This is a genomic window from Pseudomonas fluorescens (assembly GCF_000730425.1).
Classification (GTDB): Bacteria; Pseudomonadota; Gammaproteobacteria; order Pseudomonadales; family Pseudomonadaceae; genus Aquipseudomonas; species Aquipseudomonas fluorescens_X.
The window spans coordinates 710369-727434 of sequence record NZ_CP008896.1; the positions used below are offsets into that span (position 1 = coordinate 710369).

The 17066-nt window shown below is 60.5% G+C and carries 13 protein-coding genes; 6 read left to right on the plus strand and 7 right to left on the minus strand.

What is annotated here, in order from left to right:
- Positions 1 to 131 precede the first annotated feature (131 nt).
- Positions 132 to 1979: a polyurethanase gene (locus tag HZ99_RS02960; protein WP_038441257.1), complete on the plus strand. Its 1848-nt coding sequence runs from the start codon at positions 132 to 134 to the stop codon at positions 1977 to 1979.
- Between the two features lie 94 nt (positions 1980 to 2073).
- On the opposite strand, the gene HZ99_RS02965 is transcribed toward HZ99_RS02960, so the two are convergent.
- Positions 2074 to 2298: a YgdI/YgdR family lipoprotein gene (locus tag HZ99_RS02965; protein ID WP_038441259.1), complete on the minus strand. Its 225-nt coding sequence runs from the start codon at positions 2296 to 2298 to the stop codon at positions 2074 to 2076.
- 188 nt (positions 2299 to 2486) lie between these two features.
- Here HZ99_RS02965 and HZ99_RS02970 point away from each other — a divergent pair, with 188 nt between their 5' ends.
- The 3 genes from HZ99_RS02970 (at position 2487) to HZ99_RS02980 (ending at position 7400) form a co-directional block, all read left to right on the plus strand.
- A complete protein-coding gene (locus tag HZ99_RS02970) occupies positions 2487 to 4136 on the plus strand; it encodes a VRR-NUC domain-containing protein (protein WP_038441261.1) in 1650 nt (549 codons plus the stop codon).
- Positions 4133 to 6385, plus strand: a complete 2253-nt coding sequence (locus HZ99_RS02975) for an ATP-dependent DNA helicase (protein ID WP_038441264.1) — start codon at positions 4133 to 4135, stop codon at positions 6383 to 6385. The genes HZ99_RS02970 and HZ99_RS02975 overlap by 4 nt, the downstream gene beginning before the upstream one ends.
- Before the next feature lie 79 nt (positions 6386 to 6464).
- Positions 6465 to 7400, plus strand: a complete 936-nt coding sequence (locus HZ99_RS02980) for an alpha/beta fold hydrolase (protein ID WP_038441266.1) — start codon at positions 6465 to 6467, stop codon at positions 7398 to 7400.
- A 3-nt stretch (positions 7401 to 7403) separates the two neighbouring features.
- Here HZ99_RS02980 and HZ99_RS02985 read toward each other — a convergent pair whose 3' ends face one another.
- The 3 genes from HZ99_RS02985 to HZ99_RS02995 all read right to left on the minus strand — a co-directional run bounded on the left by HZ99_RS02985 (position 7404) and on the right by HZ99_RS02995 (position 10344).
- Positions 7404 to 7835, minus strand: coding sequence for a nuclear transport factor 2 family protein (locus HZ99_RS02985; RefSeq protein ID WP_038441268.1), 432 nt, complete (start codon positions 7833 to 7835; stop codon positions 7404 to 7406).
- Between the two features lie 146 nt (positions 7836 to 7981).
- The gene (locus HZ99_RS02990) at positions 7982 to 8932 is read right to left on the minus strand and encodes an alpha-E domain-containing protein (RefSeq protein ID WP_038441273.1); all 951 of its coding nucleotides are present in this window, start codon (positions 8930 to 8932) and stop codon (positions 7982 to 7984) included.
- A 2-nt stretch (positions 8933 to 8934) separates the two neighbouring features.
- A complete protein-coding gene (locus HZ99_RS02995; protein ID WP_038441275.1) occupies positions 8935 to 10344 on the minus strand; it encodes a circularly permuted type 2 ATP-grasp protein in 1410 nt (469 codons plus the stop codon).
- Between the two features lie 464 nt (positions 10345 to 10808).
- Between HZ99_RS02995 and HZ99_RS27345 the strand changes: the two genes are divergently transcribed.
- Complete coding sequence (locus HZ99_RS27345) at positions 10809 to 12971, plus strand: dermonecrotic toxin domain-containing protein (protein ID WP_144243146.1); 2163 nt, start codon at positions 10809 to 10811, stop codon at positions 12969 to 12971.
- Between the two features lie 84 nt (positions 12972 to 13055).
- Here the strand turns inward: HZ99_RS27345 and HZ99_RS03005 are convergent, their stop codons facing one another.
- Positions 13056 to 13502 (minus strand): Lrp/AsnC family transcriptional regulator, encoded by a 447-nt coding sequence (locus HZ99_RS03005; RefSeq protein WP_038441276.1) that lies wholly within the window; start codon positions 13500 to 13502, stop codon positions 13056 to 13058.
- Between the two features lie 131 nt (positions 13503 to 13633).
- On the opposite strand from HZ99_RS03005, the gene HZ99_RS03010 reads away from it, so the two are divergent.
- Positions 13634 to 14536 (plus strand): DMT family transporter, encoded by a 903-nt coding sequence (locus HZ99_RS03010; RefSeq protein ID WP_038441277.1) that lies wholly within the window; start codon positions 13634 to 13636, stop codon positions 14534 to 14536.
- Between the two features lie 59 nt (positions 14537 to 14595).
- Here HZ99_RS03010 and HZ99_RS03015 read toward each other — a convergent pair whose 3' ends face one another.
- Positions 14596 to 16599: a peptidase U32 family protein gene (locus HZ99_RS03015; RefSeq protein WP_038441279.1), complete on the minus strand. Its 2004-nt coding sequence runs from the start codon at positions 16597 to 16599 to the stop codon at positions 14596 to 14598.
- A gap of 72 nt (positions 16600 to 16671) precedes the next feature.
- Positions 16672 to 17052, minus strand: a complete 381-nt coding sequence (locus HZ99_RS03020; RefSeq protein WP_038441285.1) for a RidA family protein — start codon at positions 17050 to 17052, stop codon at positions 16672 to 16674.
- Positions 17053 to 17066 lie beyond the last annotated feature (14 nt).

Consider the following 17066-nt stretch of genomic DNA (forward strand, 5'->3'; position numbering starts at 1 on the left):
CGGCGATAAGGCCCTCAAGGCTTGCGATGAGCTTGAGTACGCCATCGGCAAGCCGGTTCCTACAAGGGAGGGTGGGTGATATCCCGAATTTTTGACTTTCTCGACAATTCCAACAAAAGAGAGGCAATACCATGGGTGTCTATGACTACAAAAACCTCACCACTGAGGACTCCAAAGCACTGTTCGCCGACGCCATGGCGATCACGTTGTATTCCTACCACAACCTGGATAACGGCTTTGCCGAGGGCTACCAGCAAAATGGCTTCGGCCTGGGCCTGCCGGCCACGCTGGTGCAGGCATTGATTGGCAGCAGCAACTCCCAAGGCGTGATTCCCGGCATCCCGTGGAACCCCGACTCGGAAAAGGCGGCCCTGGATGCCGTGCAGAAGGCCGGTTGGACGCCCATCAGTGCGAGCACCCTCGACTATGGCGGCAAGGTCGATGCCCGGGGCACTTTCTTTGGCGAAAAGGCCGGCTATACCAGCGCCCAGGTCGAGGTCCTGGGTAAATACGACGATGCTGGCAAACTGCTGGAAATTGGCATCGCCTTCCGTGGCACTTCGGGCCCTCGGGAAAACTTGATCCTTGATTCCATTGGCGATGTGATCAACGACCTGCTGGCCGCTTTCGGCCCTGCGGACTATGCAAAAAACTACGCTGGCCAAGCGTTTGGCGACTTGCTTGGCAAAGTCGCCGCGTATGCCACTGCCCAGGGGCTGAGCGGCCAGGATGTACTGGTCAGCGGCCATAGCTTGGGCGGCCTGGCGGTCAACAGCATGGCGGACTTGAGCAACGACACCTGGTCGGGGTTCTACAAGGACGCCAACTACGTGGCCTATGCCTCGCCGACCCAGGCCAGCGGCGACAAAGTGTTGAACATCGGCTATGAAAACGATCCGGTGTATCGAGCCCTCGACGGCTCGTCGTTCAACCTGTCGTCCGTTGGGGTGCACGACCAACCCCACGCCTCCAGCGCCGATAACATTGTCAGCTTCAACGACCATTACGCCTCGACACTGTGGAACATCCTGCCGTTTTCCATCCTCAACCTGCCGACCTGGGTCTCCCATTTGCCCACCGGTTATGGCGATGGCATGAGCCGTATCCTGGAGTCTAAGTTCTATGACCTGACCAGCCGCGACTCCACCATCATCGTTGCCAACCTGTCCGACCCGGCGCGCGCCAATACCTGGGTGCAGGACCTTAATCGCAACGCCGAAGCCCACAAGGGCAGCACGTTCATTATCGGCAGCGACGGCAATGACCTGATCCAGGGCGGCCGGGGCAATGACTACCTGGAAGGGCGTGCCGGCAACGACACCTTCCGCGATGGCGGTGGCTACAACATCCTGCTGGGCGGCAAGGGTTTCAATACCCTGGACCTGCAACAATCGCTGAAAAACGTCGAGGTGGCCAACGATGGCGCGGGCACCCTGTATATCCGCGACGGGCAAAGCGGTATCAGCATGACCCGTGATATGGGCGCGATAGTCAGCAAGGAGAGCTATCTGTTGCTGTTCAGCAAGGACGTGACCCACAGCGTGACCGACAAGGGCCTGCTGGCGGGCAAGGACCTGACAGCCTACGCGTCGTCACTCAAGGGCGATACCGGTGCCAATGTGCTCAAGGCGGGCGATGCCGGGCAGTGGCTGTTTGGCCTGGATGGCAGTGACCACCTGATTGGCGGCAAGGGTAATGATGTGCTGGTGGGCGGAGCCGGCAATGACCTGCTGGAAGCGGGCGGCGGGCGCAATACCTTCCTGTTTGAAGGCGACTTTGGCCAGGACCGGATCCTGGGCTACCAGTCCACGGACAAGCTGGTGTTCATGGGCGTGGAGGGTGTGGACGGGCAGTACAACTATCTCGACCATGCCAAGGCGGTGGGCAGCGATACGCTGCTGACGTTCGGCGATAACTCGGTGACGTTGGTGGGAGTAGGGCTGGGCAGCCTGTCGGCGGAGGCGTTCGTTATCACCTGAAACAAACTGTAGGAGCCGGCTTGCCGGCAATGAGGCCCTTGAATCACATGTGGGTTTCAAGGCCGCCATCGCCGGCAACCCGGCTCCTGCACGGTCAGTCTTCCTTGCGCACGGTGGCGACATCCGCCGCCTTGACCCGCACGCGCTTGCCGGCGATATCGGTGAACTCGTAAAAACCATCAGGTGTGTTGGCATTCGGCGTGTCTGTGGTCAGGTACTGAGTACCGTTCTGCAAGGTCACGACGGTCGGCGTCGAGCACCCGGCCAATGCCAGAAATGCCAGTGCAGCCAGCGGCAGGCCCCAGTTCTTCATGTTCATAACCTTTACTCTCATCCTTCAAAAAACCCATGCTCAACGGCTGCGGGCAACAAATGTTACGCGGATCCACTCCCATCTGATCACTTTTATGCAAAAAGTTGCGTGCGCCACTGATCTATTAGCGATTGCAACACAAGCCTGACGGCGGCAATCTGTATGCATAACCAGTATTTTTCCAAGTGCCTGTCATGTCCAACCCCCTCGAAGACCCGCTTTACTACCTGCATAACTTCCAGCAAGTGCTCGATTGGCTGGGGCAGCGCTATGCCGATGTGCTGGATGACGAAGAACAGCGGTTTATGGCGCAGTTCGCCCAGTTGCCACAACCGGCCCAGGCCTTGTTGGTGCGGATGGTGATGCGCAAGGGCGTGCATTTTCGCGCGAGCAAGCTCAACTACGGCGAGATCGGCCCGATCGACGTGGCCGTGCAGCCGTTGCTGGCCCACGGCTGGGTCAGCGAGCAGGGCCTGCTGTCGATTGATGAACTGTGGGGCCAGTTGCAAAAAGGCGAGGTGCTGCAGGCGTTCAAGCCGTGGATCGAGCAGCCCAGGGGCAAGAAGTCCGACTGGCTGCCGGATTTATCCAGTCATTTCAACGAACCCCGTACGTTTGCGCAGTGGTGTCCTGCACTGGACGAGCGGCTTTACAGCCTCACGGTGATGGGCCTGTGTGACCGCCTGCGCCTGATGTTCTTCGGCAACCTGTACCAGGACTGGTCGGAGTTTGTACTGGCGGACCTGGGGATCTACACCTACGAGAAGGTCGAGTTCTGCGCTGAATCCCGGGGGCTGCGCCATCGTGACGATGTGGATGGCCTGCTGTTCCTGCACCAGTGCCAACAGGCCTTCGAGGCGGGCCAGGCGCTGGAGGAGGTGCTGGCGCAGATTGCCACGTTGAGCACCGACAACCCCTGGCTGGAAAAGCGACGGGCCAAGCTGCTGTTCCAGATCGGCCAGCATTGCGAACGGCTCGCCGAACTGACGCTGGCCGAAGTGATCTATCGCGGCTGTCCCTATCCCGGCGCGCGCGCACGCCTGATCCGGGTACTGGAACGCCAGGAGGATTTCGCCCAGGCGATGGCCCTGGCCCTGGAGGCCCAGGCCGCCCCACAGAGCGCGGCCGAGCAGCAACACCTGCTGCGGGTGCTGCCGCGGTTGCGGCGCAAGCTGGGTGAGCCGGCGCAGCCCAGGCCCAAGCCCCAGGTGATCCAGCGCCTGGACCTGGAACTGCCATTCCCGCAACCGCTGGCAGCGGTGGAGTTGTGTGTGCAGGCGCACCTGGGGGATCAAGAGGGGCCGGTGCACTACGTGGAAAACACCCTGGTCAACTCGCTGTTCGGCCTGCTGTGCTGGCCGGCGATCTTCGCGCCGTTGCCCGGCTCGTTCTTTCACCCGTTCCAGCGCGGGCCGGTGGATTTGCACAGTGAGGACTTCCAGCCGCGCCGCGCCGAGTTGTTTGCCGCCTGCCTGGAGCAACTGCACGACCAGCGCTACAAAAGCACGATCCGCCAGCGCTACGCCGAAAAATGGGGGATCCAGTCGCCGTTTGTGTTCTGGAATGTGTTGAGCGAAGAACTGCTCGAACAGGCCCTCGCTTGCTTGCCCGCCGAACATCTGCGGCACTGGTTCGAGCGCCTGTTGCTGGACATCCGCGCCAACCGCGCCGGGATGCCGGACCTGATCCAGTTCTGGCCGGCGCAAAAAACCTACCGCATGATCGAAGTCAAAGGCCCGGGCGATCGCCTGCAGGACAACCAACTGCGCTGGCTGGAGTTCTGTGGCGAGCACCAGATGCCGGTTACCGTGTGTTATGTGCGCTGGGCGGAGCAGGGCGCTTGAGCTATACCGTCGCCGTGCGGGCATTGTGCGAGTTCACGGCCAAGGCGGGTGACCTCGATTTGCGGTTTACCCCGTCGCCCAGTGCCCAGGAAGGCATGGTTGGGCATCGCATGGTGGCATCGCGCCGCAGCGCGCACTACCAGAGCGAAGTGGCTCTGGAGGGGCTCTACCAACAGTTGACCGTGCGTGGCCGTGCCGATGGCTATGATCCGGATCGCAATGTGCTGGAAGAGGTCAAGACCTACCGTGGCGACCTGGCTGCCCAGCCGGCCAACCACCGGCAACTGCACTGGGCCCAGGCCAAGGTCTACGGCTGGCTGATGTGCAGCACGCTGGGGTTGCCCGAGATTGGCTTGGCGCTGGTGTATTTCGATATCGTCAGCGAGCGCGAAACGGTGATCAGCCAGGTTTGCACGGTTGATGAACTGCAAGCGTTCTTCAATCGCCAGTGCGCGTTGTTTCTCGGCTGGGCCGAGCAGCAGGCCCGCCAGCGCCAGGCCCGGGACGCCGCGACCAAGGCCCTGGCCTTTCCCCACGCAGGCTTTCGCCTGGGCCAGCGCACCCTTGCCGAGTCGGTGTACAAGGCCGTCAGTACCGGGCGCTGCCTGATGGCGCAGGCCCCCACGGGGATCGGCAAGACCATGGGGACGGTGTTCCCGATGCTCAAGGCGATGGCGCCGCAGCAGTTGGACAAGCTGTTCTTCCTCACGGCCAAGACCCCGGGCCGCAAACTGGCGCTGGACGCGGTGCAGGTGCTGCACGCCAGTACCGACCTGCCATTGCGCGTGCTGGAGCTGGTGGCGCGAGACAAGGCCTGCGAGCACCTGGACAAAGCCTGCCACGGCGATTCCTGCCCGCTGGCCAAGGGCTTTTATGATCGCCTGCCAGCCGCGCGCGAAGCTGCCGCCGAGGTGCGGCTGCTGGATCAGCGTCATTTGCGCGAGGTGGCGCTGGCCCACGGGGTGTGCCCCTATTACCTGAGCCAGGAAATGGCGCGCTGGTGCGACATGGTGGTCGCCGACTACAACTATTACTTTGATTTTGGCGCCATGCTGTTTGGCCTGGCCCAGCTCAACCAATGGCGGGTCGCTGTGCTGGTGGACGAAGCCCATAACCTGGTGGAGCGGGGCCGCTCGATGTACAGCGCCGACCTTGATCAGTTTGCCCTGAAGAGCTTGCGCGATACCGCCCCCGAACCGTTGAAAAAACCGTTGCAGCGGCTCAACCGAGAATGGAATGCACTGCACAAGGAGCAGGTCGCGGCGTACCAGGCTTATGCCAGCAAACCGGACAAGCTGTTGCAGGCCCTGGCCCTGTGCACCAGCGCCATGGGCGAGTATTTCAACGACCATCCGCAGGCACTCACGGGCCAACTGCAAGGCTTTTACTTCGAGGCCTTGCAGTTCGCCAAGGTGGCGGAGCTGTTCAACGAGCAGTTTGTTTTTGACATCAGCCAGCGCGACCCGCTGGCCAGGCGCCGCTTCTCACGCTTGAGCCTGCGCAATGTGGTCCCGGCTGAGTTTCTCCGCCCACGCTTGACGGCGGCCCGCAGCAGCGTGCTGTTTTCCGCAACCCTGAGCCCCCGGCATTACTATGCCAACCTGCTGGGTCTGCCGGCGGATACCCCATGGATCGACGTGGAATCGCCCTTCGAGGCTGCGCAACTGCAAGTGCACATCATCGACCGCATCTCCACCCGTTTTGTGCATCGCCAGGCCTCCCTGGCGCCCATCGTCGCGCTGATCGCCGAGCAGTTTGAACGTGCGCCCGGCAACTACCTGGCATTTTTCAGCAGCTTTGATTACCAGCAGCAGGTGGCGCAGTTGCTGGCCGAACGGTATCCGTCGATCCCCACCTGGCATCAGTCGCGGGGCATGGCCGAGGCCGAGCGCCAGGCCTTCCTCGACCAGTTCACCGCGCACAGCCAGGGCGTGGGGTTTGCAGTGCTGGGCGGAGCGTTCGGCGAAGGGATCGACCTGCCTGGCGCACGCCTGATCGGGGCCTTTATCGCCACCCTGGGCCTGGCGCAACTCAACCCGGTCAACGAACAGATAAAGCTGCGCATGGGCGCGCTCTTCGGTGAGGGGTATGACTACACCTACCTGTATCCCGGGATCCAGAAGGTGGTGCAGGCGGCGGGGCGGGTGATTCGCACCCAGCAGGACCAGGGGGTGGTGATGCTGATCGATGACCGTTTTGCCGAGCCCAAGGTGCGGTCGCTGTTGCCGCGTTGGTGGTCGCTGACCTGAGGTATTTGCCCGATCAATGATGCTGGCGCAGGCCATGCCGGTGGGGCAGTCTGCAGCAGTCCCCTCATGGAGCTGCGCGATGAGTGCTATCGAACAACAGACGATCCCGGTCAACGGTATTCAATTGAGCCTGTATATCGCCGGCCCCGAGAGCGGAACGCCGGTGTGGTTGCTCCATGGTTTCCCCGAGTGTTGGCACTCCTGGCGCCAACAGATACCCGCGCTGACCGCCGCCGGGTATCGGGTGTTCGTGCCGCAGATGCGCGGCTATGGACGCAGCAGTGCCCCCGCAGACATTGTCGACTACGACGTGCTGACCCTGTGCGCCGATATCCAGGGCGCCATGGACCTGTTCGGGCACCGTCGGGTGGCGATGGTTGGCCATGACTGGGGCGCAGTGGTGGCCTGGCACCTGGCCTTGCTGGAGCCGCAGCGCATCAGCGCTCTGGTCACGATGTCGGTGCCCTTTGCCGGTCGCGCCCGCAGGCCGGTGATCGAGATCATGCGCGAGCTGTATGCCGGGCGTTTCAACTACATCCTGTACTTCCAGCAGCCCGGCGTGGCGGAGCAGGAACTGGAGGCGGATATCGAGCGCACTCTGCGCCTGTTTATGCAGGACCAGGATGTGTTCCTGCAGCAAAAGCCGGCCACCGCCCGCTTGCTGGAAGGCGTCACGCCACCCGGCGCCTTGCCGGCCTGGTGCAGCCAGCACGACCTGGATATCTATGTGCAGACCTTCGCCAAGGGGTTTCGCGGGCCGTTGAACTGGTATCGCAACTTCGAGCGCAACTGGCAACGCACCGAGTTCCTGGCGGGCCGCCAGGTGTTGCAACCGACGCTGTTCCTGATCGGTGACCGCGACCCGGTGGGGGTGTTTGAGGCCCACACGCTCAAGCGCATGCCGCAGGTGGTGCCGCAGTTGGAACAGCATGTCCTGGCCAACTGCGGGCACTGGATCCAGGTGGAGCAGGGCGCGCAGGTCAACGCCCTGTTGCTGGCGTTTCTCGGGCGCTGAGTGTCAGCCCTTGGCCTTGGCCAGGAACGGCGCCAGGCGCCGGCCCATTTCGTCGCCAAGGGCTTGCAGCCCGCTCAAGGGGCGGACCATCACTTCAAACTCGATGATCTGCCCCTGCTCGTTGAAGCGGATCAGGTCGATGCCCTTGAGCTGCTTGTCGCCCACCCGCGCGCTGAACTCCAACATCACGTTGTGGCCGTCGGCGCTGGCCAGTTCGCGGTGGTACTGGAAGTCTTCAAAGACGGTAGACACTGTGTTGAGGATCATTGATACCACCGGCGCGCCGGGGTAGGGCGTATGCGCCATCGGCGAGCGAAACACCGCCTGTGGGGCCAGCAGCTCGGGCAGGGCCGTCAAGTCTGCGGCGGCGAGCATGGCGTGCCAGCGTTGCAGGGTGTGGGCGGCCCCGGGGGCCAATTGCAGGGCTTCGGACATGGTCTGTACCTGTTCTTATGGATGTCGAGCAACCATAAGAGCAGCCGCGAGGTGGGATCAATGATCCAAACTGACAGTTATATGTCTGGAGCAAACACCAGACCTGTAGGAGCGGGCAAGCCCGCTCCTACAGGGACGTGCGGTATTTACACGACTTCCAGGTAGGAACTGTGGATTGCCCGCGCCAGTTCGCGCACGGTGTCGATAAACTCGGTCAGCCGGCTGTGCAGGCCTGCTTCGAGGATCTCGTCGATGCCGGTGTAGCGCAACCTTGCTTCGAATTCGGCAGCCAGGCGCTGGGCAGTGCGACCGTAGCTGCCTGGCAGGTCGGCGAGGATATGGCTCAGTTCCTCGATACAGGCATGTAGCGAACGCGGCACGTCGCTGCGCAACAGCAGCAGTTGCGACACCGAACGTGCATTCAGCGCGTTGGGGTACAGCTCGGTGTAGGCCTCGAACGACGACAGGGCACGCAGCAGGGCACTCCATTGGTAGTAGCCGCGTGCGGACAGGTCGCTGACTTCTTCGGACTCTTCGCCAAACATCTCGTAGCGCGCGTCCAGCAGGCGCAAGGTGTTGTCGGCACGTTCGACAAAGGTGCCCAGGCGGATAAAACGATAGGCATCGTTGCGCATGATCGTACCGGACGTGGCACCACGGAACAGGTGCGAGCGCTGCTTGACCCAGTCACAGAAGTGGCTGATGCCATGGCGCGCCAGGCCGCCGGCCGCCATGCTGCGCATCTCCAGCCAGGTAGCGTTGAGGTTTTCCCACATGTCGGCGGTGATCCGACCGCGCACCGCATGGGCATTGCCTCGGGCGGCGCGCAGGCAGTTGTAGATACTGGCCGGGTTTTCCTCGTCGAGGGCAAAGAAGTGCAGCATGCGCTCGGCGTCCAGTTGCCGGTGGCGCTCCAGGTAGCTGTCCAGGGTGCCACTGCTGAGCAGCGACATCGCCAGTTCGTCCAGGCCATCACTGCGTCCGGCCTGGGGCATCAGCGACAGCGAATAGCTGACCTCCAGCATGCGCGCCAGGTTTTCCGCGCGTTCCAGGTAGCGCGACATCCAATACAGATCTGCGGCGGTTCTACTCAGCATACTCAGCCCTCCACCACCCAGGTGTCCTTGGTTCCGCCGCCTTGCGACGAGTTGACGATCAATGAGCCTTCACGCAGTGCCACCCGGGTCAGGCCACCCGGTACCAGGCGCGTCTCCTGGCCCGACAGTACAAACGGGCGCAGGTCGATATGCCGTGGGGCGATACCGTTTTCGACAAAGGTCGGGCAGGTGGACAGGCTCAGGGTGGGCTGCGCGATATAGGCATGGGGCCGCGCCTTGATACGCTGGCGGAAGTCCTCGATCTCGGCGACCGAGGCGGCCGGGCCCACCAGCATGCCGTAGCCGCCGGAGCCCTGGGTTTCCTTGACCACCAGCTCAGGCAAGTGCGCCAGGACGTGGGACAGCTCCTCGGGCTTGCGGCACTGGAACGTCGGCACGTTTTGCAACACCGGCTCTTCATCCAGGTAGAAGCGGATCATCTGCGGCACATAGGGGTAGATGGATTTGTCGTCCGCCACACCCGTGCCGATGGCATTGGCCAGCACCACGTTGCCGGCACAGTAGGCGGCCACCAGGCCGGGCACGCCGAGCATGGACTCGGGGTTGAAGGCCTGGGGGTCGAGGAAGGCGTCGTCGATGCGCCGGTAGATCACATCCACGGCCTTCGGGCCATCGGTGGTGCGCATGAATACCTTGAGCTCATGCACGAACAGGTCGGCGCCTTCCACCAGCTCCACCCCCATTTCCCGGGCCAGGAACGCGTGCTCGAAGAACGCGCTGTTAAAACGGCCAGGGGTCAACACCACTACATTGGGGTTCTCCAGGCGGCTTGCGCTTTTCAGGGTCTTGAGCAGCAGGTTGGGGTAGTGGTCCACCGGCGCGATGCGCTGTTTGGCAAACACTTCCGGAAACAGGCGCATCATCATCTTGCGATCTTCGAGCATGTAGCTGACGCCGCTGGGCGTGCGCAGGTTGTCTTCGAGGACGTAGTAGGTGCCGTCGCCATCGCGCACCAGGTCGACACCGGAAATGTGGGAATAGAGGTTGCGATGCAGGTCCAGGCCAACCATCGTCTTTTGATAGCCCTCATTGCCTAGCACCTGCTCGGCGGGAATGATCCCGGCCTTGATAATGCGCTGGTCGTGGTAGATATCAGCGAGGAACATGTTCAGCGCATTGACCCGCTGGATGCAGCCGCGCTCGATCAGGCTCCACTCACGGGCGGGGATACTGCGCGGGATGATATCGAAGGGGATCAGGCGCTCGGTGTCTTGCTCGTCACCGTAGAGGGTGAAGGTGATTCCGGCGCGATGGAACAGCAGGTCGGCCTCACGGCGGCGCTGGGCCAACAGTTCCGGCGGCGTGTTGGCCAGCCAGCGTGAGAATTCCTGGTAGTGCGCACGGCAGACGCCATTTGCGTCATTCATTTCATCAAAGAAAGATCGAGCCATTCCAATTACCTTGTCAGTGCCGGGTGAAAGGGGGCAGGCACTGCCGCTTAAAAAACGCATTGTTATAAGCCCGTGGCTATTGGCACCAACGGACCGGGTCCTTACTTTCTCTTGGGGGCGGCTCTGAGTCGGGGGGTAACAGTTGCTCCTGTGTTCACCCTGGCAGGCAGGGGGTACAGGAGTAAAGCAATGGCTGTGCCGCAAGCGTGTTTATAGGGATTACGCGGTGTATCAGCCCCTTAATGTACAGGCCTGCGCAAGAGTGGTGCGTGTCACGGCCGCCAAACGCCCCGGGACGGTGCGCGCAATGAGCGTCGCGTAGATCTTGCAATAGCTTGTCATGCCACGTTATGGAGCATATGGAACAAATTTCCGGCCGGGGCCACATAAGGATTACAAGTAACGGGTAATAAATACCGCGTTGCTTGGGGATAGCTCCGTCAATAATTCCCGGATTTTTTATTATGACGACCATGACCATCAGTGCTTCGCCGCCGCCCATCACGTCTATATCTACAACTGAGGGGATACCCCAGCGTAATCCCCGAAGTGTGTCCGCCGAAGGCTCTGCATCCGCCATGCAGGACAAGTACAACGATCTGAGGGTAAAAGAGCTGAACGATGGAACCCTTGATAGTGAAGCTGAAAAGCTGGTCGATACAGTACTGGCACCTGGCAAGGAGGGAGCAGCAAAAGTTCAAGTCAAGACTTTTGCCATAGATGGTATTCAGGCGAGGGACATTATTTACATAGCGCGTGTGCCCGCAGAATCAGGTCGGACCAATATCGTGTTATTCATTCCCGATAAGGACGGCAAATCCTTCCAGTCATTTAATAGCAAAGAGGATATGAACACCTGGCTCAAAGGCGTCACCAACGACGTGTTCGAACTGCATAAATTTTATTCGCACTTTGCTGAAGACGGCGATACGGCATGTAACCAGCGGATCAACGATACGCTGATTGGATTTAAAAACGACGACCGCAATGCTGTCATTGGACCGTATGCGACTGAACAAGGCGATATTTTCGCGCGACTCGATAAACCCATAGATGCCCCACCAGCATCGGTCAACGGATTGAGCAACGTTAAAAAAGCGCCGGGGTCCACCACAGGTCGCGCAGCCTACTTGGGCTACCGCCCAGATGGCGAAAAAGTGTTGTTTGAGTACGATGCCTATGGAAATTTATTGGGCATAGGTAATAAAGGCAATTATTACTTTGTCAAAAATGGGATTGATAGAACTAGTCCCTTGAAGGCCATTACCGCAGAAGAGTTCAAAAGGGTGGTGCACCATGAAGTGCTGAACAACTTGGATGGCAACTCCATCAGAGGATTTTATGACGAACTTTTGACCCAGCTCGAACATCCCTTTAATGGCATAGGGGATTTCTTGCAGTTGTTGGGCGTTGATAAAACGACAGCAGATACCGTAGAGCGGTACATAGATAATCCCGTCAGCGCACTGTTGCTTGACCTGAATAAAAACAATCAGCTCGGCAAGGTATTTGGTGTTGATAAGAAAACCATGGACGAGGATTTAAAGTATATAGGTGATTTCGCCCAAGGCTTCGTACCTGCTTATGGTCAAGCCCGCAGCCTGGGCAAGCTCATCTCCATGGCCATAAAAAATGAACCCATCAGCGAACAGGATACCCGCGACTTCGCGGATGCCCTCAGTTTGAAACCTGGCAGCCCGGCGAGAAAGAACATCAAACCGCTGCCCAAGGAGCTGCCACCCAAGGCAAGTGGACCTGTGGAGCAAGCACATAGCAGGGGCCCTGTGGACCAAGCACTCGGCAGGGGCCAAGAAACCGTGGTGGCAGATGCGGTGCCACCCACTGCGCAGGGCGTGGCGCTTAAGGAAATTGAATTTGAAGGGCGCAAATACTTCATAGCCGACAAGCCAGATGCAGGGGACGGCGTGCATTACCTGCTGCGTATCTCCGACCCGAGAGACCCGACCCGAACGGTCAGCAGTAGCATTGTCGCCAAACCCAACGACAACGGGATCTGGAAGCGAAGGGGGGTTGAAGGCGGCGGGCCGGGCCGTTCAAAAATGCCATCGGGAGAAACCCCGCCGGCTCTGAGTCCCTCTGAGACTTTTATGGAAAATCTGCTTCAACAGCGTAACAACCAGCCTGGCGCCAAAATGAGTGTCAGGTCCGTGGCTCAGATAAAGGCGGCAGACTTCAACATCCCAGCACAGATTTATCGCGCCCATACTGCCCTTGGAGATAACGCTACCACCGGCCTCAGGCGCGCAGCAGGCACTAACACCTCAGGTGATGACTATCTGGCGGCCATTATCAAACACACTGCCCGACAAGGCGGGAGTGGCGGTGAAGTCATGTCTTTCAGTGCGCGCAGGTCAAAGGCAGAGAGTTTCTCCAGAGAGTATTCAACCAATCACAATACCGTTCCGGTGTTTACCGTCGACACGACCAAAGAACCGGGGGCTTTCCGTACGGTCGCCGACATTATTCTCAAAGACGGTCAAAGATTGGTCGAAGATCGCAAAGTTACCCGGGCCACGCTTTTACAAGCGGCTGAACAACTCAATAACCAGGAGTTCGAGGTTTTTTATGTTAAGGGGGATATACCACCGCAATACATCGTGCCTTGACCGCCGCGCCTCCATCCACCTGAACGTAGCTATCCGCCAGTACGCCCTGGGCCACGCCCCAGTCCTTGAGCGCACAGTGCCCGGCTAACTGCCATCCGCCAACGGCGGCAGCCGGCGTTTGACCGGGGTTTTCTTGACGATGGCGGTGTTGGTTTCGGCGTAAGCATTGAGACGGTCGAGCAAGGTATCCAACTGATCCATGGTGCGTACATGCAGCCGCGCGATAAAGCAGTCGTCACCGGTGACCTTGTCGCATTCGGTAAATTGCGGGATTGCCTGGATCTGCCGCTCCACCTCCTGCAATTGCCCGGGCAGAGGGCGGATGCGCACGATGGCTTGCAGCAGGTAGCCAAAGTGTTTCGGCTCGATATCCACGGTATAGCCCTTCAGGACGCCGCGCTCTTCCAAGCGTCGCAAGCGTTCGCCAACACTGGGCGAGGACAGGCCGGTAATCCCCGCCAGGGTCTTGAGCGAGCAGCGCGAGTCGTCCATCAGGGCGGCGATCAGTTGTTGGTCGATAACATCAATCATCCTGGGCTCCTTAAGTAAACCTGCTGTTTTGCCTAATAAGAATAGGCAGTGACCACCTTTGACCTTATTCAGGCGCTGGAGCCTGATTGGCGCAGATTGCCATAATTTAGCCTCAATCGAGGAACTTAATCATGGACTCATCCATACGTCGCGGTTCGTGGGAAATGGTTGGCGCCATGCTGATCTCCGGCACCATCGGCTGGTTTGTGCTGGTGTCTGGCATGCCGATCATCGAAGTGGTGTTCTGGCGCTGTGTCATCGGCGGCCTGACCCTGTTGCTGGTGTGTTGGTGGCTGGGGTATTTGCGTGGCGGATGGTTGAGTTACCCGATACTCGGCTGGGCGATGTTGAGCGGCGTGGCCATCGTCGGTAACTGGTTGTTGCTGTTTGCCTCCTATGCCAAGGCCTCCATTGCGATCAGCACGGCGGTCTACAACGTTCAGCCATTCATGCTGGTGATGCTGGCGGCGCTGTTTCTTGGCGAAAAAATTACCTTGCAGAAGCTGGCATGGTTGAGCGTGGCTTTCGTGGGCATGCTGGCCATTGTCAGTGCCAAAGCCGAGCAGCAGGGCAGTGGCGAGCAATACCTGTGGGGGATCGCGCAGGCCTCAGGCGCGGCGTTTCTGTATGCCGTCGCTGCGCTGATCATCAAGCGCCTGAAGGCCGTACCACCCCATCTGCTGGCGCTGATTCAAGTGGGTACCGGTGCGCTGCTGCTGGTGCCGCTGGTCTCGTGGCACAGCCTATCGGCACCCGTCGATGCCTGGGTGATGCTGCTGACCCTGGGCGTGGTGCATACCGGCCTGATGTATGTGTTGCTCTATGGGGCGATCCAAAAGTTGCCGACGGCATTGACCGGGGCGCTGTCGTTCATCTACCCGATTGCGGCGATCCTGGTGGATTGGATGGCCTACGGGCATCGTTTGGGTTGGGCACAATGGCTGGGCGTTGCGGCGATTCTACTGGCGGCGGCGGGGCTGCAGCGGGGATGGTGGTGGCGCGTGACGCCATCACCCGCCAAACGCCTTTTGTAGGAGCCGGCTTGCCGGCGATAGCGCCCGTAAGATCGCAATCGCCGGCAAGCAGGCATCACTCAGTGCGGCGCGCGCGGGATGGTCTTGAGCAGGTCGGCCGGGCTGATATGCCCCACGACTTGCTGTTGCACACCGCTGCCCGGCAACGGCAGATCCAGGATATGCCCCTTGATCTTGCCGACCACGTGCATTTCGCAAGGCTTGCAGTCGAACTTCAAGGTCAGCACTTCATCGCCATGGATCAACTGCATCGGCGCTACCTTGGTGCGTACGCCGGTCACGCCCTTGGCCTGCTTGGGGCACAGGTTGAAGGAGAAACGCAGGCAGTGCTTGGTGATCATCACCGGCACTTCACCGGTTTCTTCGTGGGCCTCGTAGGCCGCGTCGATCAGCTTGACGCCATGGCGGTGGTAGAAGTCGCGGGCTTTCTGGTTGTAGACGTTGGCCAGGAACGATAGGTGCGACTCGGGGTACACCGGCGGTGGCGTGGTTTCGGCTTTGCGGCCACCCCGGGGATGAGCCTCGACACGGGCCACGGTCAGCGCTTCGATCACGTCGCGACGCAGGGCCTTGAGTTGCGAGTTGGGAATGAAGTAGGCCTGCGGTGCATCCAGCTCGATTGCCGTGGCGTGATACTGGGTGGTGCCCAGTTGGCCGAGCAGGTCGCGCAAGGTATCCAGCGCCTGTTCCGGCTTGTTGGCCTCACCGAACGGGCCGGGCAGGGTGGCGTTGGCGCTTACGCCTTCTTCGCTGGTGGCGGTCAATTGCAACTGGCTTGCGCGCAGGTTGGCCTGCCAGGACACGCCGATCCGGCGCTCGGCAGACGTCTTGAGCAACGCTTGCTGCCAGTTATGGTCCAGGTTGCGATTGAGCGGGTGATTCGGCCGCAACTGGTGCAAGCCCACTGGCATTTCATTGGGCTCGACGCGGTAGCGGTAGCGCTTTTCGCCGTCTTCCTCGAATTGCCCCTTGGGCTCGGCGATATTGGCACGAAAGCCTACGACTTCGCGTTTGATCAGCACATTGAGGCCATCACCGTTGGACAGCGGCTCATGGGTGATCACCTGCAAGTCGCGCTTGCCGGCTTTTTCCACCACGCCGACTGGCAAACCCGTAAAGGTCGGCGTGTCGAAGGCGCCGATATCGATCTTGCGGTCACTGACGAAATAGTCGGTGCTGCCACGGTGGAAGGTCTTCTCCGGGTCCGGCAGGAAGAAATGCGCGGTGCGACCGCTGGACGCGCGAGCCAGGTCCGGGCGGTCTTCGAGGATCTCGTCCAGGCGCTGGCGGTAATAGGCGGTGATGTTCTTCACATAGCCCATGTCCTTGTAGCGGCCTTCGATCTTGAACGAACGCACGCCGGCATCCACCAGGGCGCGCAGGTTGGCGCTCTGGTTGTTGTCTTTCATCGACAGCAGGTGTTTTTCAAAGGCGACAACACGACCCTGGTCATCCTTGAGGGTGTAGGGCAGGCGGCAGGCCTGGGAGCAATCGCCACGGTTGGCACTGCGACCGTTCTGCGCGTGGGAAATGTTGCACTGGCCGGAAAACGCCACGCACAACGCGCCATGGATGAAGAACTCGATGGCAGCATCGGTTTCATCGGCAATCGCGCGGATTTCCTGGAGGTTCAGCTCGCGGGCCAGTACCAGTTGGGAAAACCCGGCCTGGTCGAGGAACCTGGCCCGGGCCAGGGTGCGGATATCCGTCTGGGTGCTGGCATGCAGCTCGATGGGCGGGATATCCAGCTCCATCACGCCCAGGTCCTGGACGATCAACGCATCAACCCCGGCCTCGTACAACTGGTGGATCAGCTTGCGGGCTGGCTCCAGTTCGTCGTCATGCAAGATGGTGTTGATGGTCGTGAACACGCGGGCGTGGTAACGACGGGCGAACTCCACCAACTGAGCGATCTCGCTCACGTCGTTGCACGCGTTGTGGCGCGCACCGAAGCTTGGGCCGCCGATGTACACAGCGTCGGCGCCGTGCAGGATCGCCTCGCGCGCGATGGCGACATCGCGGGCAGGGCTGAGCAATTCCAGGTGATGCTTGGGCAAGGACATAGTTGTTTTATTCAGGCTTGTCACGGTTGAGGTGCGCATTGTAGCCGCGATTTGCATGGAAATGCGCCGCGCTTATCCCTTGGCCGCCATTGCCGTGACTTCCACCCGCATGCCTTCGACCGCCAACGAGGCCACGCCAACCGCCGCGCGTACCGGCCAGGGTTTGGCGAAGAAGCGCTTGTATACCTCGTTGAATGCTGCGCGCTCGGCCATATCGGTAAGGTAGATGGTCAAGTGCATGACCCGGTCCATGGAGCTGCCGGCACGTTCAAGGGCCACCTTGAGGGCTTGCAGGGTGCATTCGCTTTGCACCGTGATATCGCCCAGTTCCAGGCTGCCGTCGGCACGCACCGGGATCTGCGTGGAGACCAGGATGCCGTTGAAGCCGATGACGTCGGAGGAAATCGAGTCGGGGTCGAGGTCAGGGGTGAAGTCAAGATCGTGGTTGGCCATGGGTATTCTCAGGT